Raw genomic sequence first — 23,550 nt, 5'->3', positions numbered from 1 at the left:
ACACTGATGCAGCTAATGTCCTTTTAGCAACCCGTAATTCAAATTACGGACTACAACCAGTGCTTAAATACAAGGTATGACAATATTTTTCTCCTAAAAACCCAAAAACAGCCTGTTTTTCGGCTACACTGAGCAATTTCTCATGGCTGGGTTGAGTATAATTTTACTGTAAAATTTTAGACATTTAACTTCCTGCGACAAAGCTCAGTACCAGCAGTTCGTCCGCTCCTGATTCTCTGTTCCTTGTTAAACACCTAGACATCGCAGCAAAATCGATTCAAGCTGCATGATCCGAATTGGTTTGACAAGATAGTCATACTTTTCTGGTTGTAGATTATTTAATTCTGGCCAATCATTTTCCTGAACACCCATAAATACCACAGCCATATTGAGCAAGTGAAATTTTTGCTTCAAAGCTTGCAGTAGTCTTGTATCGTTATTTGCCAAAAATTCAGTATCTAGTAAGAGTAAACTTGGCTGAAAATTTTTGATAGTTGCTAAAATTTTTTCTTGATTATTGAGCCATTCCACTTGGTAGCCAATAATTTGGAGATAGTCTTGTAAAAATATCCCAATATTTTCTTCTGTTTCGGCAATTAAAATGCGTTTTTGTGCTAATTGATTCGCTGTTGAAGATAGTTGATTTCTATCTTCATAGTTCATATCTATTTCTGTGATTAAATCTACTGGTTCTGGAATAAATAAAGTAAAGCGGCTACCTTCCCCTAATTTTGATTCGACGGTAACATCTCCCCCATGTAATCGCGCTAATTTACGTGTTAAAGCCAGTCCTAAGCCTGTACCTTCATACTGACGATTTAATTGACTATCTAGCTGTTTAAATGGTTCAAACAACAGATGAAATTGACTGTTATCTATACCAATACCAGTATCCGCAACAGTAAATGTAATACCTCCAAGAACTTTTTTTAATTTCTAAACTTACCTGACCTGTGGGTGTAAATTTAATCGCATTGGTCATTAAGTTAATTAGCATTTGTTTACAGCGACGAATATCAACTCGACAAATTTCTGCCTGCGGGTCAATTTCGCTGATCAGTTTTAACCCTTTTTCTTGGGCTTGCTCGCTGACTGTCGAAATGGCATAATTACATAAATCTAATACTGATACAGTTGATAAATGTAATTCTTCCTTGCCTGATTCTACTTTTGATAAATCTAGAATATCGTTGATGATTGCTAATAAATGTTCGCCGCTACCATATATACAACTAATATATTCTTGTTGTTTCTCATTTAAAGCGCCGACCATTTCTTGTTGTAATAACTGAGATAAGCCCATAATTGCATTTAAAGGAGTTCGCAGTTCATGGCTCATTGTTGCTAAAAATTCGTTTTTGGCGCGATTACCAGCTTCAGCAGCTGCTTGAGATGTACGCAGTTTTAACTCTGTTTGTTTGCGTTCTGTAATATCTTCAATAATTCCTAAAAATAACTCTGGTGTCCCATTACCCCCAGGAATCGTAGAAATCGAGAGTTTAGTCCATACTAATTGACCATTTTTGTGGCGGAAGTGTTTTTCGATTTCAATGCGATCGCGCACTCCTGCTACTAATTGTTTATATAGCTCTAAATCTCCTTTCTGGGTCGCAATATAATCAATAAAATACTTTCCATAAAGTTCTTCCCGGCTATATCCCAGCATTTGAGATAGCGCCGGATTAATATCTACTATTTGTGCTTTTATATCTGCAATTCCAATCCCAATTGATGAACGCTCAAAAATTGCGCGAAATTGTGCTTCACTTTTGCCTAGAGCTTCTTGTACAATGTGGCGATCGCTGGCTTCTATTGCTAAAGCGACAAAATCGGCAATTGAACTAGCAAAATTTTCTTCTTCAACAGTCCATTGGCGCATTTCGCCAAAGTGTTCATGACATACTACTCCTACTACATGTCCGCCTAACCAAATAGGTGCATCTAGTAACGATGTAATGCCAAATGCTTTTAAATAAGATGCTGCTAATTCTTTGGTTCTCTGGTCGTTCATTGCATCTTTTATAGCCAGACTGCGTTCCATTTCTAAACTTTGGAAATAATTAGGATAACTTGCTTTTAATAAAGTCTGACCAGATATATGTATATTTTTCCGCGCATCATACAAATTACTACACTCAATCGCTGTGTTATCCGCAGTGTATAACCATACACCCACTCGCTCGACCGACAGTGTTTTTGCTGCTACCTCTGTAATTTCTTGTAGTGTTGCCTGGAGATTGCCAGTTTGGAATGTCTTACTCCTGGCTAACTGCACTAAGGATTGAATTTGCTTGCGCTGCTCGTTGTCTCTAATCTGCACAATCTCTGCTTGACCATCATTTACCACTGCTAACTGCATCTAATACACCTGTTAAGTAATTACCATGTCTGAGGGAGTTATCACAAAAACAGAACTATCTTTTATAACTACAAATACTCCAGAGGATTTTTCAGAACAGGATAGTATATTTTTTTTCATCAAACTCTTTGAGTACAGTGCAATACTTATTACTAAAATTACATTATTATTAGTTATGTAAGTTTGGCAATCCTCTGGTATATAACTACGTACGGAATGGCTGTTTGTTAAAAATTTTATGATTTGAAGAGAGCATTTCCATAGAGCTACTATGCTATTAACCAGTTCATACAGTTACAACATGCTTTTTATCAACAAATTTATGATTGATGTCTAATATCTAATACCATAGAAGGCAAGATATTAGCATCACTCCTGAAGACGATATCTCCTAACATAAAAGGTAATCAGGTATAAAAATATTTTGATTTATGGCACTTTCTCAAATGGTCAATTTACCCAGTTAATCATGACGCTCATAGCTTGCGGCATTCTCCTACAGAAAGATACTTAATTATTTGAAGTTTGTGAAAATTTAACTGGCAGCAGATGTTCGGGAGATCAAACAATGACTAATAGCAATATCAGAATTGTCTCTTTAATACCAAGTGCAACGGAGATTTTAGCAAAACTGGGGTTAACTGATGCAATTGTAGGGCGATCGCATGAATGTGACTATCCGCCAGATATTCAAAATATTCCTATATGCACCGAAGCACGCTTTGATACTGATGTGCCTAGCAGCGATATTCACACTCAAGTCAATGATTTATTGCAATCAGCATTGAGTATTTATCACATCAAAACCGATGTTTTAGAGCAGTTACAACCGACTCACATTCTCACCCAAGACCAATGCGATGTTTGTGCAGTCAGCTTACCAGAAGTGGAAAAAGCTGTTAGTAATTGCATCTCAACTTCACCAAAAATTATTTCTTTACAACCTAATCTTCTAGAAGATATTTGGACTGATATTGAAAAAGTTGCTCATATCTTTGATGTAGACTCAGTAAAATTACTGGAGAATCTAGAGGCCAGAGTTAAAATTATTCAACAAAAAATCCAAGGGCTGGCACTCAATGAACTGCCGAAAGTTGCTTGTATTGAGTGGACAGATCCTTTAATGGCAGGAGCAAACTGGATTCCAGAATTAGTCAACTTCGCAGGCGGACAATCACTATTTAGCCATCCAGGTAAACCTTCTGTAACCTTAGAATGGCAAACATTCATCGCCACTAATCCAGATGTGATTGTATTTATGCCTTGTGGCTTTGATTTAATTCGCACTCGCCAAGAAGCTGAATTATTAACTCAACGCTCCGAATGGCAAAAACTCCACGCCAGCCAAACAGGTAGAGTTTATATTACTGATGGTAATTCTTACTTCAACCGTCCCGGCCCCAGATTAGTGGATTCTTTAGAAATTTTGGCAGAAATTTTGCATCCAGAAATTTTTGACTATGGTTATAAAGGTACTGCTTGGGAAGTCTTATAAAAGTGCTGAGTAATGATTTTTTAGTTAGTCTAAAAAACCAATTTGCTAATTTGATTAACTCAAAAAACCTCTATCTTCCTTGTCCACCTTGTCCCCTGACCCTAACCCCTCTAAATGGCCGCATTATTTAGCCATTCAATTAAAGGTCTTAAAGTTCCGGGTAAGGCTGCTTCACTCACAATTACTGTGTGCTGTTTATCGTTGTCTTCTACAGTTAACCTATACTGAAAGCGATCGCTCTGGGGATTTGGCGAAGGAATTTGTGCAGGTAAGCGAAATAAATCCGCTGCTTGGACTAATAGTGGTAGTTCTTTAGCTTCCTTTGCTGGAAGATTGTTGGTGTCTAGGGTTTTTTTCTTAGTTATTCCAGCAAAGCCACCTGTGCGTTCAAATGTGATCCGCATTGTTTTGCTCTCCGTTGTATACAAAAACTGGGAGAAGATAACTATCTTCCCCCAGTTTAGCAACAATGAAAATAAGTCAGAAGTCAGAATCCAGAAGTCAGCAGGACTTAGGTGTTGAGATTTGGTGCAAGGGTTTTCGCCCATCTACACACGTCGTTCTGTATTCTGGCTTCTGACTCCTGAATTCTTCTTGCTAAATTACTCCTACTTTTTGCCAAGCGTTCTGTACAGCTCTTTGTTCTGGACTATCTGTACCGTAAAGTTCTCCTGCAACTTGGATGGTGACGTTAGCGGCGGTTTTAAATTGTGCTTGGTTACGCAAGCGATCGCGTAAAGCAATGTACCATATTTTCCCGGCTTTTTCCCAAGCATAACCACCAATTTCCATTGCGGCTAAATAAAAGGCATAGTTGGGGATGCCAGAATTGATATGCACACCTGCATTATCTTCCCAACCAGTATATTTATCGCGCATGTGGGCTGGTTGCGGATCTTTGCCCAATACAGGATCATCATAGGCTGTTCCTGGGGCTTTCATCGAGCGAATACCAATACCTTTAACACCAGGCGCTAAAAGACCTTCACCAATAATCCAGTCTGCTTGGTCGGCTGTTTGATTTTTTAATCTTTGTTTGACCAAGGAACCAAAAACATCAGAAAATGATTCGTTCAACGCCCCTGGTTCACCATAGTATTGCAGACCAGCTTCGTATTGAGTTACTCCATGTGTTAACTCATGCCCAATAATATCAACGCATTTTGTGAAGCGTTGGAACAGTTCGCCATCGCCATCGCCGTAGACCATTTGATCACCGTTCCAAAAGGCGTTGTCGTATTTAACACCATAATGAACGCTAGAGTCTAAACGCAAACCTTTATCATCAATCGAGTTGCGTTCAAATACTTCATAATACAAGTCATAAGTAGCACCAGCAGCGTCGTAAGCTTCATTCACTGCTTCATCAGTGCTGGGCGGATCACCTTCACCACGTACTAAAGTACCCGGAAGTTGCTGTCCATTTTTCGCGTCGTAAATGGTGCGTCGCTTCTCACCCGGAGAAGGAGAGAAGAAAATATTCCCGACAACATTCCGTCGCCCGCGTAACTGTGCGGAAACGTTTAAGGTATGAAATGCCCAAGAACGTTGCTGCGGATTACCATTCACAGCCACATTTTCTAGCATGTGAGGTGGCACAATACAACAAATAGGACATCTCGTGTCAATTGAATGTTGCAATTTCAAACCTGATGATTTTTTCTTACGCGCCATATAAGATATTCTCCTGAAAAAACTAAGCGATCGCTATGCTAATTTATGCAATCAACATATCCTCTAGGAATAATTTTTATTGACTTTTCTACTAGTTTTTGGATATGTCTGTTCAGCATATATAATACTGAGTCAAAAAACTTAAAACCCATCATTTTAGCCTTAGTGTTTGCACCAGTTAATCACAACTCTCCACAGAACTAGCAGGGCTAAATGATACTTCCTTTTAAGAACGATTATGCTATTTTTTAAAGCTCTTTTACAGCATATTTTCTAAATATTTCATTAAGCTTTGTTGCATATATAGAAATTTTTACAAGTTGTTAAATTGGTAATGAGCATATTGCAAATCAAATTTAAATGTAAATTGCCAATTTAAATTAGTGACTAACATATATCTGCCAAATCAATGAATTATATTCAGCATCTACCAATTGTTAAGGCTAAATTTCGGAAAAGTTTATATTAATTTACCTCAGAAAAATTCAGTCCTACCTTAGTTCATTTTTAGCTGGTTGGCAACCTAGTTAATCCAGCTAGGTGTTAGATAATGAAAATGATAATCAGTATATTTTCAATATAGTTTTTAACTAGTACATAGGAGCGTAAATAAAGTAATTATTCTAAATAAATGTAAAGCCTATTTAATCAGATGTTTGACTTCACAAGAGTACTAGTACAGGTCGGCGTAAATAAACAGACCATAATAAATTGGTAAAAGGCTTGTGGTATCGTTATTCTTTCTTTTGACTTTTGACTTTTGATTTTTGCCTTGTTGTACTAGCCATTTTTCTAGGTGACATTCTCCCCATTTTTCCGATGCTATCTCTGGATATAAAGCGACAAGATAGAAGCATCACAAAATATTGGCGGATAATTTTATGTCTTCATTGCAGGATTTTTCTAATAGTTTAGCAGATATTGTAGAACAGGCTGGAAATGCTGTAGTTGCTGTTAATGCTGGTAAACGTCTTTCCTCTAGTGGAATTCACTGGCGTAATAATATTATTGTGACTTCTGATGAATCTCTGGGGCGTTATGACGAAATCACGGTAACTCTTGCAGATAGAAATACTGTACAAGCGTCATTTATCGGTCATGACCCTAGTACTGATATAGCGGTTTTTCAACTACAAAATGCAGCAATTCCAGTTGTACAAATTGGTGATGTCACAAAACTCAAAGTTGGTCATTTAATTTTGGGACTAGCCAGAAGTAGCGAAGGTGATATCCGGGCGGCGATGGGGGCGGTGAGTGTAGTGAGCGGGGCTTGGCGGAGTATGAGTGGTGGCAATATTGACCAATTTATTCGCCCAGATATCACCCTTTACCCTGGTTTTGCTGGTGGGGCGCTGGTAGATGCGGCTGGTTATGTGGTGGGAATGAATACATCAGGAAGGCGTGGTACGGCTTTAACAATTCCGGCTAGTACAATTGAGCGTGTAGTCAATCAATTACTCACTAAGGGACACATTTCTCGCGGTTATTTGGGTGTAGGTATGCAGCCTGTACGCTTACCGCACAATTTGAAAAATAGTTTAAATTTAACGACGACAACCGGGGTAATTGTTGTCAATGTGGAATCATCTAGTCCGGCTGACAAGGCAGGTATATTGCTGGGGGATGTGTTGGTAACATTAGATAATGTAGCTGTGAGTGATACAGGCGATGTCTTGGCACTACTAAATAATAGCGATCGCATTGGTAAACTCATCAAAGTGCAGGTTGTCCGGGGTGGGGCATTGGTTGAGTTAGATATTGTGGTTGGCGAACGCCCCGTCGAGTAAGTAATTTCTCAGGATTCCTGGCAAAGATGATGACACAATTCAATGATGAACTGTCCGCAGTTGCCGCTAAACTGCGTCAAAGCACAGTCAAAATTAAAAGCGGTGGGTTGGGAGTTGGTTCTGGGGTAATTTGGCAAGCAGACGGGTTGATTATTACGAATGCTCATGTGGCGACCAGTCAGCAGCCGACTGTAGAATTATCTGATGGTAGAGTATTTGCGGCGGTGCGATCGCACTTTGACCCCCAGCAAGACTTAGCCGTACTCAAAATTTCTGCAACTAACTTACATCCTGCCACCATCGGTAATTCCGATACATTGCGAGTTGGTGAATTAGTTTTGGCTGTGGGTAATCCTTTAGGTGATGATGGCGCATTCACAATGGGGATGGTTCACAGCAATCATCAACAAGCAGTCATCGCAGATTTACAGCTTTATCCTGGTAATTCTGGTGGATGTTTAGCTGATTGTCTGGGACGAGTTGTTGGGATCAATACAATGATTGTCAATGGTTTGGCGGTGGCAATTCCTAGCAACACAGTTAACCGCTTTCTGAGTGGTAATCATCGTTGGCAACTCGGAGTCACCTTACAATCGGTAGTCATAGACAGGCACAGTCTTGGTTTATTGGTATTATCTGTACTTCCTGGTAGTGTGGCAGAAACTGTTGGTTTGCAAATTGGCGATGTCTTAATTGGGGTTGCAGGACGGTTATTCACCAAACCCGATGACTTGGCAAAATATCTGCATTACAGCCAGGAGTCCATACCATTACAAGTGTTGCGAGGGAGACAGCAATTTATCGTTGACATTGCCAAGAAAAACGCTGTGGAGGCTACATGATCCGAGTGATGGTAATTGCTGCTTCTGTAGTCGTGCAGGTAGGTTTGTCGTCAGTCATCAATCATCATCCCCAATTAACTGTAGTAGGAACGACATCAGATTTAGAGACATTCACCAAGGAATTTGAACAACTACAACCAGATGTATTGCTGTTAGATTTCAGCAGTCATCTTTCATCAACTTGGACAAAATTGCAACAGATATCAGAACAACAAATTTTGCTAATTACGGAAGATATCGAAAATATTGACCTAGAAATTGGCTTACGTTCTGGTGTCCGGGGGATATTACCCAGTACTAGCACAGAAGCGGAAATTACTGCGGCTATTGAAGCGATCGCATCGGGTTTGATAGTACTGCATCCAGATTATTTAGAATTACTCCCCATCCGCGAAAAAGTTGTGACTAACCCTGTACAAACTTTGACACCCAGAGAAATTGAGGTGTTGGGAATGTTAGGTTCTGGGTTGGGTAATAAAGCGATCGCTAAACGTCTACAAATTTCTGAACATACGGTAAAGTTCCATGTTTCATCCATCTTTCAAAAGCTGGCTGTCTCCTCCCGTACGGAAGCAGTGACGGCTGGTGTCAGGCTGGGTTTAATTATGCTGTAATTAGGAGGCGGAGAAGTCATACCAATTCACAATTCGCAAGTCGCAATTCGCAACTAAAAAACTTAGATACAGTAAACCTTTCAGGGTTTACATCTGTATCAGATTTTTCGTTAAATGGTATCAAAAGTCAAAAGTATTCTTCATTTTTGCATTTTTACTTTTGCCTTTTTACTTACCGTTATGCGGTTGAGCTAGGAGGCAAAATTCTTACTCTGCTTGGCGCGATCAATCAAGATTTTACTTGATGATGTTGGATTTGAGATTCTAGAATTACCCCATAAAGTGGACTAATTCGCATCAATTCCTCATGGGTTCCTTGGGCTACCAATTGACCTTTATCGATTAATAAAATGCGATCGGCATTCTTGACTGTACTAATACGTTGCGCTACTACAAAGGTGACACAAGCTTTTTGCTGCATTAAATCATCTAGTTCGGCTTGAATTTGTGTGGCTGTTTTAGCATCAACCGCAGAGGTACTATCATCCAAAATCAGAATACTGTAATCGGTAAGTAAGGTACGAGCGATCGCAATCCGTTGTTTTTGTCCGCCAGATAAACCAACACCCCGTTCACCGACAATTGTGTTGTAGCCATCGGGTAAGCTGATCACAAAATCATGAATCTGGGCAGTTTTCGCCACTTCTATGACCTGTTCTAAACTGGCATTGGGTTTGGCGTAGGCAATATTATCGCGGATAGTTCCAGAGAATAAGGTGCTTTCTTGAAAGACTATGCCAATATGTGATCGCAAACTTTGGAGTGTAAAATCTCGCACATCGCGCCCATCAATGCGAATCGCTCCTCCAGTCACATCATAAAAACGCGCAATCAAGTTCATAATTGTACTTTTGCCGGAACCTGTCATACCTAGAACAGCAATGAGTTCTTTAGGCTTGGTTTCAAAAGATACATTTTTTAGGGCTTCGGTTGTGGCTCCTGGGTAGCGAAAGGAAACGTTTTCAAAGGTAATGCGGCCACCGCAAGTATCAAATAACATCGCATTCGGGCGATCGCGGATTTCTACAGCAGCATCAACTACTTCAAACACTCGTGTGGCCGAGGCTGCGGCTTGAGCGATCGCTGGGGCGGCAAAGCCAATTAATAATATGGGTTGAAAAATTAACACTAAGTATGAGTTAAATGCTACTAATTCCCCAATCGAAAAGCTACCAAAAATTACCTGTATACCTCCATAGCCAAAAACTGCCAATGTCACCAAAGTACTCAGCAAAAAGATAAACGGAAATGTATTGCGAATAGCACGAATCGTTTGCATATTTGCAGTGACGAGGGCATCATTTAAGGTGGTGTAACGCGACTTTTCCGCCGACTCGCGCACAAAGGCTTTAACTACTCGTATCCCTAGCAAGTTTTCTTGCAAAACCGCATTCAAATTACCCAATTGCTGTTGTATTTGACCAAACAGTTGGTTATTCCGATTCACAAACCTTGCCATCAACCATGCAGATATCGGGACTGCTGATAAGGTAATTAAAGCCAGTTGCCAATTCATGATGAGCAAAATCACCGCAATACTCACCAATGTTATCAATCCGCCAATCACCTGAATCAAGCTAGTCCCAACAAAAGTGCGGATTTGCTCAATGTCGCTGGTGACACGGGTTAATAATTGGGAAGTCTGCGATTGATCATGATAGCTAAAACTCAAATTTTGAATTTTGCTGAAAATTTTGTTGCGTAAATCATAAGCGACACCTTGAGATGCAGCTTCAGCTAAATAGCTTTGACCAAAGTTAAACAAACCCCGTGCGATCGCGGCCACTACCATCCAAGCCGCACTATAAAGTACTATTTGTAAATTGCGCGGTGCAATACCTTGATCAATTCCCCAACGAAATAATTGCGGTGTCACAGCATTGGCAACTGTTAATAGTAAAACACTAATCAAAGCTCCCAAAGAAGTCCAACGGTAATTGCCTAAACTCTTCAACACGCGACCAATTGACCGCATCGGCGAATTTTGCCGCAGTTCTGGTTGTTGCACCAATTGTCCTCACCTCAAAATAGATACTTACAAATAGGACTTAGTAGTGGGTTTCAGGGTGTAGGAGTTTTAAATTTCCCCTCCCTTGCGTAATCATAAACCACATCACCAAAGTATGAAATTACTCTGAGGACTGACACAAATTTAGTTTTTGAGATTGGATATCAGAGTTTTGAACACCTATATCCATACGAGGAAGTCAAAATGCTAAATTCAGATAATTTTTAACTTTTAACTTTTGACTTTTGACTTGATTTCACCCCATTTTCCGTACAGTCACCACAGGTAATTGCACTGTAACAGTAGTACCAGATGCAGCATCAGAATAAATAGATAATTCCCCACCATGAGCATGAACAATGCGTTTACTAATTGCAAGTCCCAACCCAGTACCGTTAGATTTGGTGGAGAAGAATGGCTGAGTTAGTTGTGAGAGAATTTCGGCTGGAATTGGCTCACCGCCATTACAAACGTTAATGCTAACTTGACCCAAAGAGGAATTTTTTACTTCCCAGATAATCACATCTCCAGAGGAAACTGCCTCACAAGCATTACGCACAATATTAATAAATACTTGTTTGAGCTTGTCTTTATCTCCTAAAATTTTGATTGGGTTTGGGCTGGCGATAAATTTTATTTCCTGTTCTAATGCTTCTGGCATTCCCCAAATTAATTTCAGCAACTCTCGAATAAAGTCATTTATCTCTAATTCATCTAATTGCAAAACTTGAGGTTTCGCATAAAGCAAAATTTCACTCAACAGATTTTCTAACCGAGAGGCTTCACCTAATGCTAACGATAATCGCTCTTGCGATGCAGGGTTCAAACTAGTCTTTTGGAAATACTTTAATCCCATGAGCATTGTCGTCAAAGGATTGCGAATTTCATGCACAATCATGGCAGCAAATTCACCAATTGCTGCTAGGCGTTCTTGTTCTACTAGTTTGGCTTGGGCGGTTCGCAGTTCAACAGTACGTTTTTCTACTTCTGATTCTAAAATTTGATTAAATTCGCACTGTTGTTGGTAGAGATAATAATTATCTATGGCTGTGGCTGCGCGTTCGGCAAATACTTCAGCGACTTGAATTTCTTCTGGTGTAAATGCTCTGTGCTGGCGATGAAAAGAGCAGATTGTACCAATGACTTTTCCTTCTGCTGTTTTTAAGGGTATGCCCAAATAAGCATAGTAACCTTCGGGAATCTGCCCATACTCTGGATTTTTGACTGCATCTTCTACAGCCAAAGGGCGACCAATTTCGATCACTGTGCCAGTGAGTAAACCATGTAGTGAATAAACATGCTCACCCTCGCCCATATCAATACTACTGGCTAGTACTCTCTCAAAATCTTTTTGGCAAACAGTCACTACTGACCAATCGATTTCTAATAACTCGCTGACTCCACAGGCAATGCTTTGTAGGTAGCTAGATAGTTCCCCAGAGCGATAGTTCAAACAAGATAAAAATGCGATCGCTCGTCTTTTCGCGCTGCCATAATTGTTTTTGCAACAAACTTGTTTTACTATCAGCTTTACTCATATATGCCTGTTGCAGAAGTTAATATTTTTTTATAATCATTAATCCTCAGTTCAAAACTTTTTCCAGGAATGCTTCTGGCTTTTTATAATATTTTAATAACTTTGGATTTTGATTTAATCATCATAAACAATACTATAATTACATTCTTAAATACTAGATATTTATATTTTTTTTTACTATTTTAATGAATTTTAATATCATCTCAAATTAGAGATAAAACTAGCAAGTAAAATAGCTTACTCATCATCAATAATAAATTTTTTTTCAACAGTCTAAAAGTTAATTCTAGGTTAATATCCGTTAAAACCTAGCTAACCAATCATAATTTACTTTTTGAATGACTAGGTTAAAAACTTAGACAAACTGTAATATCACGACTTGTAATGACTATTGATACTTTGAATAAGTTGATTGTCAAAGCCTAATTTAGCCAAAATTACAATGTTATATTTTGCAGCAAATAACCTCATTCTAAATGTACCATACGCCCAAGATAAAACTCAAGTAAATCTGTGAAATGGCAGATTAAAAGGGGTTTTTTGGGATAGCAAAAGTTATGGCGGAATGCCACGATGAGAGTTCATCTGATGGTTGTCTGTAATCATGCGTAATTAAATTTATTGATCACAAAAAAACAGTATTTACACTGGGTACAATTGTAAAAAATAAAGCGTAATCTTGGGATATATGATACTCATTACATCACTAAGCAAAGCAACTCTCAATCAGTGAAGTACAACAGTGATTTTGATGATTGCCTAGAAAACTGACTCAATATTTATGCGTGGGTATTTTAGTGTGAAGACAAAATTGATAATTAGCCATACACACAAGCATCAACTAATTTCTCAACCGCGCAGAATAACACTGAAACCTTTAACATTCAGTTTTGTTATTGCAGCAGTATTATGTAATTATCATCAGGCATACGGACAAACTGCCAACCCGCAGAGTTTACCACCAGGAAGAATAGAAGAAATTCCGGTTACGCCCTTACCATCAGATGCGCTACCACAACCATCAGAAAAAGAGCCATTACTTCCGCCTGTGGAATTACCTGATCAGCCAACAACAGGAGAAGATGATCCTAATATTAAATTCCGGGTAGAGCGCATTGAAGTTATTGGCAGTACAGTATTTACACCAAAAGATTTTGCACCGATTACAGCCCCTTTTGTGGGGCGCGAAGTATCCTTTGCAGAGTTATTACAAGTCAAAGAAGCTATTAGCAAGTTCTACACCGATAAAGGCTATGTCACCACTGGGGCGATAATTTCACCGCAAACACTAGATGCAGGAGTCGTCAAAATTCAGGTAGTTGAAGGTAGTTTGCAAGAAATCAAAATTGTGGGTAATCGACGATTGAATAGCAACTACATTCGCGATCGCATTCGTATAGGTGCAGGAAAACCCCTAAATGTGCCACGCTTACTGGAAAAACTACAACTACTCCGACTCGATTCCCGCATTAAAAATATCTCTGCGGAATTGCAAACCGGTACAACTCCCGGAACTAATATCTTACGTGTCGAAGTTCAAGAAGCCGACACCTTCACAGGATCAGTCAGCTTGGATAACGGGCGATCGCCTAGTGTTGGCAGTTTTCGCCGGGGTATAGATGTCCAAGAGGCCAATCTATTAGGACTAGGGGATACTTTGAGTGTGGGTTATACCAATACTAATGGTAGTAATACCATTGCAGCTAGTTACACATTGCCTGTAAATGCTTACAACGGCGCTTTATCTTTTAGTGTTAATCAAGGCTGGAACAACGTTATTGAAGAACCTTTCAGCGTTCTGGATATTCAATCAAATAGCACCGCGTATGAATTTGGATTTCGTCAACCATTACTGCAAAAACCTACTCAAGAATTAGCGGTGGGAATATCATTTTCCCGCCAAGAAAGTCAAACAATCATTGGTTTAGATAATATTGGCGGCTTTCCTTTATCTCCGGGAGCCGACGAGAATGGCAGAACCAAAATTTCTGCCTTGCGCTTTACCCAAGAGTATACCCACCGCAGCAGTACACAAGTTTTCGCCGCGCGATCGCAATTTAGTTTGGGAGTCGATTGGTTTGGAGCTAGTGTGAGTGATGAGGCTCCTGATAGCCGCTTTTTTAGTTGGCGAGGACAAGCACAGTGGGTTAGACAATTTGCTCCAGATACCTTGTTTTTAAGTAGGGCTGATTTACAACTAGCCGCAAATAATCTAGTACCTTTAGAGCAATTTGGATTAGGTGGACAGCTAAGTGTGCGGGGTTATCGCCAAGACACATTACTCACAGATAGCGGCTTCTTGTTTTCCTCAGAATTTCGCTTTCCCATTGTGCGTGCTAACAAAATCCAAGGAGTGTTACAACTAGCACCATTTGTTGATGTCGGTCAAGGCTGGAATACCAAAGGTAACAATCCTTCGACAAATACCTTAGTGGGTGCAGGGTTTGGGCTGTTATGGAAACAAGGCAATAACTTTTCTGCCCGTTTAGATTGGGGTATTCCAATCATCTCTGTGGATGGCGACAAGCGATCGCTCCAAGAAAACGGATTGTACTTCTCTATGCAGTACTCACTGTTTTAATCAAAGTGATTAACAATTCCTTTGATAGGGAATCTTAAATTTAGAGAATTGGAAATTGTGGGTATCAAGGGCAAATTAAATATGAAAACAAGTATAGTTGCAAGTCGGATAGGATTGGCTATTATGCTCCTATGGAGTAATGCTGCCAATGCCGAGGTGACAACTGACGGCACACTCAGCACCGAAGTTTCTCAACCAAGCAGCAATAGCTTTAGTATTACCAAAGGTACCCAGTATGGAAGTAACCTCTTTCATAGCTTCGGTCAATTTTCCATACCTAACGGTACTACTGTCACATTCCAAAATCCTACCAGTGTACAAAACATCTTCGCTCGCGTCACAGGTGGTAGTTTATCAAATATCGATGGCACAATCAGCGCCCAAGGTAGCGCCAATTTATTTCTGCTGAATCCTGCCGGGATTTTGTTTGGGGCTAACGCTAAACTGAGCATCGGCGGTTCTTTTGTCGGGACAACCGCCGATAGCATCGTATTTGCCGATGGGTTGAAGTTTAGCGCCACCAACACCACATCGCCAGCCTTATTAACTATGAGCGTCCCTGTTGGTTTGCAACTTGGCAGCAATCCAGGAGCGATTACTGTTCAAGGAGCCGGACACAATGCCAATTTTCTTGCATCAACTCAGATATCTGGACTTAATATTGGCACCAGAGGATTACAAGTACAATCTGGCAAAACCCTAGCATTAGTAGGTGGAGATATTGCCTTGGATGGCGGGTTACTCTCCGCACCAGGAGGACAAATAGAACTGGGTAGCATCAGCAACGCTAATGTTACTCTCAATTCTACTTCCCAAGGATTTACCCTGAGTTATCCCAAGACTGGGAATTTTGGTGATATTACTCTGACCCAACGTGCTTTAGCATCTACACGCGATCTCAGCCGAGAAAATGGCGGATCTGTCAAAATTCAAGGGAGCCAGGTAAGTATCCGTGATGGTTCTTTAGTATTTGTCCAAAATCGTAGTAACCAAGCTGCGGGTGATATTGTTGTTAATGCTACAGAAGCATTGAATATCAGCGGTAAATCCCCTAAGTTTACAAGTTCTAGCAGTTTAGTCAATGACACCGTATCTTCTGCGGCAGCAGGGCATATCATCGTTAATACCCCGAAGTTAAATATTGATCAAGGTGGTTACATCTTAAACCGCACATTTAGCGCCGCCACTGGGGGCAACATTATCATCAATAGTGATGCAATCGATGTTAATGGTTATGCACCAGGCGATCCTTCTCCTTTTCGAGCCGTCAGCCAAATATTAGCCGCTTCTTTTGGTAAAGGAAAGGGCGGAGATATTTCTATTTCCACTCAAGATTTATCTGTTTCAGCCGGAGCCAATATAGCAGCTAGACCTTATTCTTCAGGTAAGGGCGGCGATCTGAATATCAAGGCAGATACAATCCAGGTATTAGGTGCAGGAACGCCAAAAGGTAGTTATTTTACTTTAGTTTCTGCCGCCACATTCGGGCCTGGTGATGCAGGTAATTTGAACATTGAGACCCGTAAGCTATCTGTTCAAAGTGGTGGGAGAGTATCGGCTTCGAGCATAGTTTTAGGCAATGCAGGTTCACTGACTATCAATGCGTCAGAATCAGTTGATGTGAGTGGGATGAAACCTGGAGAAACTCCCAGTTATATTGGTACTGCTGTTCTGCCTGTAGGCGCTTTTAGTAAAATTTCCCGTGCTAATGCAGGGAACACGACAATTAACGCACCCATTGTGAACGTTGCTGATGGTGCGACGATTTTTGTTCAAAATACTGGCTCTGGCACAGCTGGTAATCTGATCATTAATGCCAATACCCTGACACTCAAAAATGGTGGAAACCTTTTAGCCAATACAAAAGCAGGCGAAGGCGGTAACATCAATCTGCAACTGCGAGATTTATTACTCATGCGTTATGGTGGCTTTATTAATGCAGAAGCAGGCGGTACTGGCAATGGTGGCAATATTAGTATTAATGCTCCAGTCATAGTTGGGCTAGAAAATAGTGACATTATCGCCAATGCCGTACAAGGAAAGGGTGGTAATATTGCCATTACAACTCAAGGTATTATTGGTTTAAAATTCCGTGATACCCTGACTCCAAGAGAAGATTTGACAAACGATATTACAGCGAGTTCTGCATTTAATGTAAATGGCTCAGTAGAAATTAACAATATTGGTGTTGACCCCAATTCAGGTTTAGTTGAATTACCAGCAAATGTTAGCGATCCATCGCAAAAAATAGCTAGTGGTTGTACTGCCAATACTAGTAGTAGTTTTGTTGCCATTGGTAGAGGTGGAATACCACAAAACCCGATGCAGGAAATTAGGAGCGATCGCACCTGGTCAGACATCCGCGATATCTCTGCATTCCACACCACAAAACCAGCACAAGCCCAAATACCAAAAACTTCAGAAACTCTTGTCCAAGCTACTTCTTGGCGACGTAACGCCCAAGGCAAAATTGAGTTAGTTGCTGTTCACAGTGGCTATACACAACCGGATTTAACCTGTGCTAGCGTCGTAGCCAACTAATCACTTTGGTTGTTAAGAATGCTAAAGTCAAAACAAGCGGAGGTTTTGCAATGGCTCAAGTTTTACCCAAACTATTAACCTTTGAAGAATTTGTGGTATGGCTACCGGACAACACCGGAAAACGTTACGAACTACATGATGGAATCATCGTAGAAATGCCTCAACCAAGTGGAACACATGAAAAAGTTACGGGTTTTTTAGCAGGAGAAATTACCGTTGAATATAAACGCTTAAAATTGCCATACTTTATCCCTAAAACAGCATTAGTCAAACCACCAAGAAAATCATCAGGTTACTCGCCAGATGTGGTTTTAATCAACGATGCTAATCTACATAATGAGGAACTATGGGAGAAAGAATCGACCGTCATGTACAGTGAATCGATTCCTTTGATTATTGAGGTTGTGAGTACAAATTGGGAAGATGATTACTATACTAAATTAGGAAATTACGAAGCTATGAAGATTCCCGAATATTGGATTGTAGATTATGCTGCTTTGGGAGCTAGAAAATTTATTGGGAATCCTAAACAACCAACTATTTCTATTTATCATCTAGTTGATGAAGAATATCAAGTTACTCAATTTAGAAATTCAGAAAGGATTTTATCTCCCACTTTTCCAAATTTACAACTAACTGCTAATCAGATTTTTCAAGGTGTTTTATAAACTCACAGACTTATCTACGAAAAACCAAGGCAAACAGGTAAGAAGCGATCGCCGTAGTAGTTTTGTCACTACAGAAAGGGGTGGTGTACCACAAAATCCGACACAGGAAATAAAGAGCGATGTCTAGCGACAAGACGCTTTGCGTCTACGCACTTGGTCAGGCATACACGATATCTCTGCATTCTATATAAAAAACCAGCACAAAACCAAATTTCTAAATCACCAGAAACACTTGTCGAAGCTACTTCTTGGTGACGTAATCCTCAAGCCAAAATTGAATTAATTGCCGATAAATCTTCTGGGAATTTACCACCATCATTAACTTGTGCTGCTGTTCATAAAAACTGAAAAAAACTTACCATAACATTACACAACCACCCCAATAGCAAAATTTATTTTGGGAAAAATAGACACAAGGTAGATAATTACAAATAAGTTGATGAAAGTAACTTTGGCTAACTTAGGTTTAATAGGTGCATTCTACATCTTAGCTATTGGTAACAGCCATGTTCAGGCAGAAGTCAAACCCGATACTACTCTCGGCACTGCTGTGTCTCCTGGGTCTGGAAGTAATAGTTACAACATCACTGGCGGTACGGCTGTTGGCAATAATTTATTTCATAGCTTTAGCCAATTCTCTATTCCTGCTGGTGGTTCTGCCACCTTCAGCAGTACTTCTGGCATCCAAAACATTTTTAGTCGAGTGACTGGTGGTGAGGTTTCCGACATTAACGGTTCCATCACAACTAATAGTGGTGTAAATCTGTTTTTACTCAACCCGGCGGGGATTATTTTTGGGAAAGATGCGAGTTTAAATGTGGGTGGTTCTTTTATCGGCACAACGGCAAATAGCATAAAATTTGCTGATGGCAAAGAGTTCAGCACCAATATAACTCAATCCCCATTGTTAAGCATGAGTGTACCTGTAGGGTTACAACTTGGGGGCAACCCGGCAACTATTTCCGTGCAAGGAATGGGAAATAATAGTAAATTGAATCCTACATCTCCTGTTACTGGATTAACTAGTACAAATGGCTTACAGGTTAAACCTGGAAAAACACTAGCTTTAATAGGTGGTAATCTCGTTCTCGATAGCAGCTTTCTTTCTGCACCGAGCGGACGAATTGAACTTGGCAGCATAACTCAAGGCAGCGCAAATATCAATCTTACGCCACACGCATTAACATTTAGCTATCCCAGCAATGGTTCTAGCTTTGGAAATATCCAAATGAGTCAACGTGCTGTTGTATCTGTACGCGGGACAAGTCCAGGTTCGATTCAACTTCAGGGTAAACAGATCAATCTTCGGGATGGTTCTTTGCTGGTAGTACAAAATTTAGGCAAAAGTCAAGCAGGAGATATTACTGTTAATGCTACAGAATCGCTACAAGTAATTGGGAGATCCTCAGATTTTCTCAGTTCCAGTGGCATAGTCAATGAAACTCTACTATCAGGAACCGCAGGAAATATTGTAATTAAAACTCCAACATTAACAATTGATCGCGGGGCAATTGTCATGAGTCGTAGCTATCAATCGGCCCGTGGTGGTAACATCACAATCAATGCCAATGCAGTTTCTGTAGGTGGAGTTGATCCGAAAGATCCATCTACTGTTCCGCTCTTTGGTGTGCTTGTTGCTGCTGCTTTTGGAACTAAGCCAGGTGGAGATTTATCGATTTCTACTAATAGCCTTTCAATTTTGGGCGGTGCTAATGTTGGTACTAGGAGCTTTTCTAGTGGTAAGGGAGGCAATGTTAAAGTTACTGCTGATACCGTGAATGTCTCAAGTTTGAATGCTCCCCCTGGATCACTTTTTATCAGTTTGCTATCAGCGAATACTTTTGGCCCTGGAGATGCAGGAGACTTACATTTAGATACTCGGAAATTGTCAATAGAAAATGGGGGTTTAGTCTCAGTTTCGAGTGTGAGTAGAGGGAATGCTGGCAACCTTACCATTAATGCCACTGAGTCAATAGATGTGAGCGGGATGAAAGACGCAGCAAATCCTAGTTATATTGGAGCGATCGCCCGTTTATTCATACTGAGAACTCCTACAACAATTAGTAACAATAGTACCGCTAAGGCAAATGCAGGTAGCGTCACAATTAATACTCCTAAATTAAGCATTCGTGATGGAGCAAGAGTGTTTGTTGAAAATGAAGTTCAAGGTGATGCAGGAACCTTAAATGTTAATGCCAATACCTTGTATCTCAACAATGGTAGTAGTCTTTCTGCATCCACAAAAGTTGGTCAAGGGGGTAATATCAATCTGCAACTCCGCGATTATTTGCTTATGCGTAATGGTAGTTTCATTAATGCTGAAGCTGGTGCTGCTGGCAATGGTGGTAACATTACCATTAATTCACCTATCATTCTCGGCTTAGAAAACAGCGATATCATTGCCAATGCTTTCCAAGGTAAAGGCGGAAATATTGACATTACAACTCAGGGGATTTTTGGTTTAAAATATAGTTCGCAACTAACACCAGAAAATGATATCACTGCTAGTTCACAATTTGGGGTGAATGGTACAGTTGAAGTGAATAATGTTGGTGTTGACCCCAATTCAGGTTTAGTAGAACTACCAGCAAATGTTACTGATCAATCACAGCAAATAGCAAGTGGTTGTTCTAATACCAATGGTAGTAGTTTTGTTGCTACAGGAAGAGGTGGTGTACCGCAAAACCCAACACAGGAATTAAGGAGCGATCGCACCTGGTCAGACATCCGCGATATCTCTGCATTCCACACCAAACAACCAACACAAGCCCAAATACCAAAACCCTCAGAAATACTTTTCCAAGCTACTTCCTGGCGACGTAATCCCCAAGGTAAAATTGAGTTAGTTGCTGCTAAATCTTCTACAAATGTTCAGCCATTGTTAAGCTGTGCAGCAGTACCTAAAAGTTAAATTTAAATCTTCATAGTATTAAAATTCTCATCTGGGAACACTAAATTACCTGTATAAAATTAGAGATGAGTCGATGAAAGTAAGTTTTATTAGCTTGGGCTTGATTGGTGCAATTTTTCTATCTATTATTTGCAACAGAAGTGTTCAAGCGGAAGTCATACCTGATGGTACTCTCAATACCATTGTGACTGGCAGTAATAGTTACACCATTACGGGCGGTACTGTTGTTGACAAGAACTTATTTCATAGCTTCAGCCAATTTTCTATTCCCAGCAACGGCTCTGTCACCTTCAGTTATAGTGGCAATATCCAAAACATTTTTAGTCGCGTCACTGGCAATAGTGTTTCTTACATTGATGGCAGCATTAACGCCAATGCCAATTTATTTTTACTTAACCCAGCAGGGATTATTTTTAGTAAAAATGCCAGTTTGAATATTAGTGGTTCCTTTATAGCGACAACTGCAAATAGTATCAAGTTTGCCGATGGAACTGAATTTAGTGCGGTTAGTCCACAAACAAATACATTATTGACTATGAGTGTTCCTATTGGACTGCAAATGGGTAATCATCCCTCACCGATACAAGTCCAAGGTACAGGACATAGCTTAGATACTAACAATAGTTTTGCTCCTTTAATTAGGAATCCTAGCTCAACAAAATTGCAAGTACAGTCTGGCAAAACCCTGGCACTAGTGGGTGGTAATATCAATTTGAATGGCGCTACCTTAATCACTGAAACAGGGCAAATAGCATTAGGTAGTTTAGGTGGTGCAGGATTAGTTAGTTTAGTACCAACTACCCAAGGCTATAAATTGGAGTATGAGCAGGGACAAAGTTTTGCCGATATTCAACTGACGCAAAAATCTCTATTAGATGTGAGTGGGTTTAACTCCGGTGCAGTTCAACTTCAGGGCAGAAATATCAACTTTACTGATGGTTCATTGATTTTTTCCAAGAATTATGGCAACCTACCCAGTGGAGATATTCATTTGCAAGCATCAGAAGCGATCGCTATAATTGGCACCACACCCGATGCTAAAATTCGCAGTTGGATTCGCTCGGAAGCCTTGGGAACGGGTACCAGCGCCAATATTAGTATCATCACTCCCTTTTTGACACTCCAAGAAGGTTCAGCAATAAATACTGTCACTTTTGGATCTGCTAACAGTGGCAACATTCAGATAAAAGCAGCAGATATAGAGGTATCAGGTTTTTCACCTCTTAATCCTACTGGTGTAACTTCCATTGCCACTAGTACCTATGGAAAAGGAACGGCTGGTAATCTCTTAATTGATGGGAATAATTTATTAGTATCTGAGGGAGCCTCTTTATCTTCGGTGACATTTGGTCGAGGCTCCAGTGGTCAGGTGATAGTTCGTAATCAAAATACTACAGTCATGGGCGAAAACCCTTCTGGGCTTTATAGCAGTATTAGTCTAACTAGTTTTGCGACTGGAAATACCCAAGATTTGATTATAGATACTGGCAAATTACAAATATTGAATGGTGGATCAATTGGTTCATCGGTATTCTTTCAAGGTAATGCCGGAAACGTCCAAATCAATGCCAGGGAGGCGATCGCCATTAGTGGTAGCAGTAGTAACAATAACAGTAATATCAATTCTTCTGCTGTCCGTTTAAGTCCCCAGTTACGGCAATTGTTTGTTTTACCAGATATACTGACGGCAAATGCTGGTAATGTCAGCATTAATACACCTAAGCTGACATTAACTGATAATGGAACAGTCAGTGTTACTAGTCAAGGTACTGGTAACGCAGGCAATCTGCATATCAACGCAGATCAGATTCAATTAAAAAATCAAGCTTTAATTCAGGCACAAACAGAATCTGGTAATGGTGGTGATATTAACTTGCAAGTAGGAAGTTTGCTGCTGATGCGCGATCGCAGTAAAATTACGGCCACAGCAGGCGGTACGGGTAATGGCGGTAATATCAATATCAATGCACCCATCATCGTCGGTTTAGAAGATAGTGACATTATTGCCAATGCTGTTCGAGGTAGAGGTGGCAATATTCAAATCATCACTCAGGGGATTATCGGCTTAGAATATCGTCCGCAACTGACACCAGAAAATGATATTACTGCCAGTTCCCAATTTGGGGTGAATGGTACAGTGCAAGTAAATAACGTTGGTGTTGATCCCAATTCAGGTTTAGTAGAGTTGCCAGCAAATGTAAGTGACCCATCTCAACAAATTGCTAGCGGATGTGCAGATACCAACGGTAGTAGTTTTGTCGCTACAGGGCGCGGTGGTGTACCGCAAAATCCGACGCAGGAAGTGAGGAGCGATCGCACCTGGTCAGATACTCGTGATATCTCTGCATTCCACACCCCAAAACCAGCACAAACACAAATACCAAAATCTCCAGAAACGCTTGTCCAAGCAACAGGTGTATATCGTCGGAATGATGGTACAATTGAACTAGTGGCTAATAAATCTTCTATTCCCCTACCAACACAATTAACCTGTAAAGCCGTTCCTCAATAGCGAACACAATATTAGTCTATC

13 protein-coding genes and 2 pseudogenes are annotated in these 23,550 nt (G+C 40.2%); 10 read left to right on the top strand and 5 right to left on the bottom strand.

Features of this window, described 5'->3' with window-relative positions; all coding sequences use genetic code 11:
• Positions 1 to 246: 246 nt before the first annotated feature.
• A pseudogene (locus tag ACX27_RS15130) lies at positions 247 to 2,386 on the bottom strand (GAF domain-containing sensor histidine kinase).
• A gap of 541 nt (positions 2,387 to 2,927) precedes the next feature.
• Here ACX27_RS15130 and ACX27_RS15125 point away from each other — a divergent pair.
• The gene (locus ACX27_RS15125; protein ID WP_062293978.1) at positions 2,928 to 3,854 is read left to right on the top strand and encodes a cobalamin-binding protein; all 927 of its coding nucleotides are present in this window, start codon (positions 2,928 to 2,930) and stop codon (positions 3,852 to 3,854) included.
• A gap of 110 nt (positions 3,855 to 3,964) precedes the next feature.
• On the opposite strand, the gene ACX27_RS15120 is transcribed toward ACX27_RS15125, so the two are convergent.
• Together ACX27_RS15120 and ACX27_RS15115 are read right to left on the bottom strand one after the other, a co-directional pair.
• Positions 3,965 to 4,258 carry a protealysin inhibitor emfourin gene (locus ACX27_RS15120; RefSeq protein ID WP_062293975.1) on the bottom strand — a complete coding sequence of 98 codons (294 nt, stop codon included), beginning with the start codon at positions 4,256 to 4,258 and terminating at the stop codon, positions 3,965 to 3,967.
• A gap of 193 nt (positions 4,259 to 4,451) precedes the next feature.
• The gene (locus tag ACX27_RS15115; protein ID WP_062293972.1) at positions 4,452 to 5,528 is read right to left on the bottom strand and encodes a M4 family metallopeptidase; all 1,077 of its coding nucleotides are present in this window, start codon (positions 5,526 to 5,528) and stop codon (positions 4,452 to 4,454) included.
• An 881-nt stretch (positions 5,529 to 6,409) separates the two neighbouring features.
• Here ACX27_RS15115 and ACX27_RS15110 point away from each other — a divergent pair.
• The 3 genes from ACX27_RS15110 to ACX27_RS15100 are packed head-to-tail and all read left to right on the top strand — an operon-like array spanning position 6,410 to position 8,771.
• On the top strand, positions 6,410 to 7,315 hold the full coding sequence (locus tag ACX27_RS15110; RefSeq protein ID WP_062293969.1) for a S1C family serine protease: 906 nt from the start codon (positions 6,410 to 6,412) through the stop codon (positions 7,313 to 7,315).
• Positions 7,316 to 7,341: 26 nt separating this feature from the next.
• Complete coding sequence (locus tag ACX27_RS15105; RefSeq protein WP_062293968.1) at positions 7,342 to 8,157, top strand: S1C family serine protease; 816 nt, start codon at positions 7,342 to 7,344, stop codon at positions 8,155 to 8,157.
• Positions 8,154 to 8,771 (top strand): response regulator transcription factor, encoded by a 618-nt coding sequence (locus ACX27_RS15100; RefSeq protein WP_062293964.1) that lies wholly within the window; start codon positions 8,154 to 8,156, stop codon positions 8,769 to 8,771. Before ACX27_RS15105 ends, ACX27_RS15100 begins: the two co-directional genes overlap by 4 nt.
• A 229-nt stretch (positions 8,772 to 9,000) precedes the next feature.
• Here ACX27_RS15100 and ACX27_RS15095 read toward each other — a convergent pair whose 3' ends face one another.
• A complete protein-coding gene (locus tag ACX27_RS15095) occupies positions 9,001 to 10,746 on the bottom strand; it encodes an ABC transporter ATP-binding protein (protein WP_200929974.1) in 1,746 nt (581 codons plus the stop codon).
• Between the two features lie 289 nt (positions 10,747 to 11,035).
• A pseudogene (locus tag ACX27_RS15090) lies at positions 11,036 to 12,317 on the bottom strand (GAF domain-containing sensor histidine kinase).
• A 780-nt stretch (positions 12,318 to 13,097) separates the two neighbouring features.
• Here ACX27_RS15090 and ACX27_RS15085 point away from each other — a divergent pair.
• The 6 genes from ACX27_RS15085 (at position 13,098) to ACX27_RS15065 (ending at position 23,529) form a co-directional block, all read left to right on the top strand.
• Positions 13,098 to 14,897, top strand: a complete 1,800-nt coding sequence (locus ACX27_RS15085; protein WP_062293955.1) for a ShlB/FhaC/HecB family hemolysin secretion/activation protein — start codon at positions 13,098 to 13,100, stop codon at positions 14,895 to 14,897.
• 81 nt (positions 14,898 to 14,978) lie between these two features.
• A complete protein-coding gene (locus ACX27_RS15080; RefSeq protein ID WP_062293950.1) occupies positions 14,979 to 17,438 on the top strand; it encodes a two-partner secretion domain-containing protein in 2,460 nt (819 codons plus the stop codon).
• Positions 17,439 to 17,488: 50 nt separating this feature from the next.
• Positions 17,489 to 18,106 carry a Uma2 family endonuclease gene (locus tag ACX27_RS15075; protein WP_062293947.1) on the top strand — a complete coding sequence of 206 codons (618 nt, stop codon included), beginning with the start codon at positions 17,489 to 17,491 and terminating at the stop codon, positions 18,104 to 18,106.
• On the top strand, positions 18,096 to 18,233 hold the full coding sequence (locus tag ACX27_RS35990; RefSeq protein WP_200929950.1) for a hypothetical protein: 138 nt from the start codon (positions 18,096 to 18,098) through the stop codon (positions 18,231 to 18,233). The genes ACX27_RS15075 and ACX27_RS35990 overlap by 11 nt, the downstream gene beginning before the upstream one ends.
• 312 nt (positions 18,234 to 18,545) lie before the next feature.
• On the top strand, positions 18,546 to 21,017 hold the full coding sequence (locus ACX27_RS15070) for a beta strand repeat-containing protein (protein ID WP_062293944.1): 2,472 nt from the start codon (positions 18,546 to 18,548) through the stop codon (positions 21,015 to 21,017).
• A 73-nt stretch (positions 21,018 to 21,090) separates the two neighbouring features.
• A complete protein-coding gene (locus tag ACX27_RS15065; protein WP_062293940.1) occupies positions 21,091 to 23,529 on the top strand; it encodes a beta strand repeat-containing protein in 2,439 nt (812 codons plus the stop codon).
• The last annotated feature ends 21 nt before the right edge of the window (positions 23,530 to 23,550 follow it).

This window comes from Nostoc piscinale CENA21 (genome assembly GCF_001298445.1).
GTDB lineage: Bacteria > Cyanobacteriota > Cyanobacteriia > Cyanobacteriales > Nostocaceae > Nostoc_B > Nostoc_B piscinale_A.
The sequence above is the reverse complement of the archived record's forward strand: the minus strand, read 5'-3'. Positions and strand labels throughout refer to the sequence as shown.

Excerpts from the sequence above, each read along its gene's own strand:
- ACX27_RS15115 (WP_062293972.1), bottom strand. The coding sequence starts at position 5,528 with ATGGCGCGTAAGAAAAAATCATCAGGTTTGAAATTGCAACATTCAATT.
- ACX27_RS15100 (WP_062293964.1), top strand. The coding sequence starts at position 8,154 with ATGATCCGAGTGATGGTAATTGCTGCTTCTGTAGTCGTGCAGGTAGGT.
- ACX27_RS15105 (WP_062293968.1), top strand. The coding sequence starts at position 7,342 with ATGATGACACAATTCAATGATGAACTGTCCGCAGTTGCCGCTAAACTG.
- ACX27_RS15080 (WP_062293950.1), top strand. The coding sequence starts at position 14,979 with ATGAAAACAAGTATAGTTGCAAGTCGGATAGGATTGGCTATTATGCTC.
- ACX27_RS15110 (WP_062293969.1), top strand. The coding sequence starts at position 6,410 with ATGTCTTCATTGCAGGATTTTTCTAATAGTTTAGCAGATATTGTAGAA.
- ACX27_RS15065 (WP_062293940.1), top strand. The coding sequence starts at position 21,091 with ATGAAAGTAAGTTTTATTAGCTTGGGCTTGATTGGTGCAATTTTTCTA.
- ACX27_RS15085 (WP_062293955.1), top strand. The coding sequence starts at position 13,098 with ATGCGTGGGTATTTTAGTGTGAAGACAAAATTGATAATTAGCCATACA.
- ACX27_RS15070 (WP_062293944.1), top strand. The coding sequence starts at position 18,546 with ATGAAAGTAACTTTGGCTAACTTAGGTTTAATAGGTGCATTCTACATC.
- ACX27_RS15120 (WP_062293975.1), bottom strand. The coding sequence starts at position 4,258 with ATGCGGATCACATTTGAACGCACAGGTGGCTTTGCTGGAATAACTAAG.
- ACX27_RS15095 (WP_200929974.1), bottom strand. The coding sequence starts at position 10,746 with ATGCGGTCAATTGGTCGCGTGTTGAAGAGTTTAGGCAATTACCGTTGG.
- ACX27_RS15125 (WP_062293978.1), top strand. The coding sequence starts at position 2,928 with ATGACTAATAGCAATATCAGAATTGTCTCTTTAATACCAAGTGCAACG.
- ACX27_RS15075 (WP_062293947.1), top strand. The coding sequence starts at position 17,489 with ATGGCTCAAGTTTTACCCAAACTATTAACCTTTGAAGAATTTGTGGTA.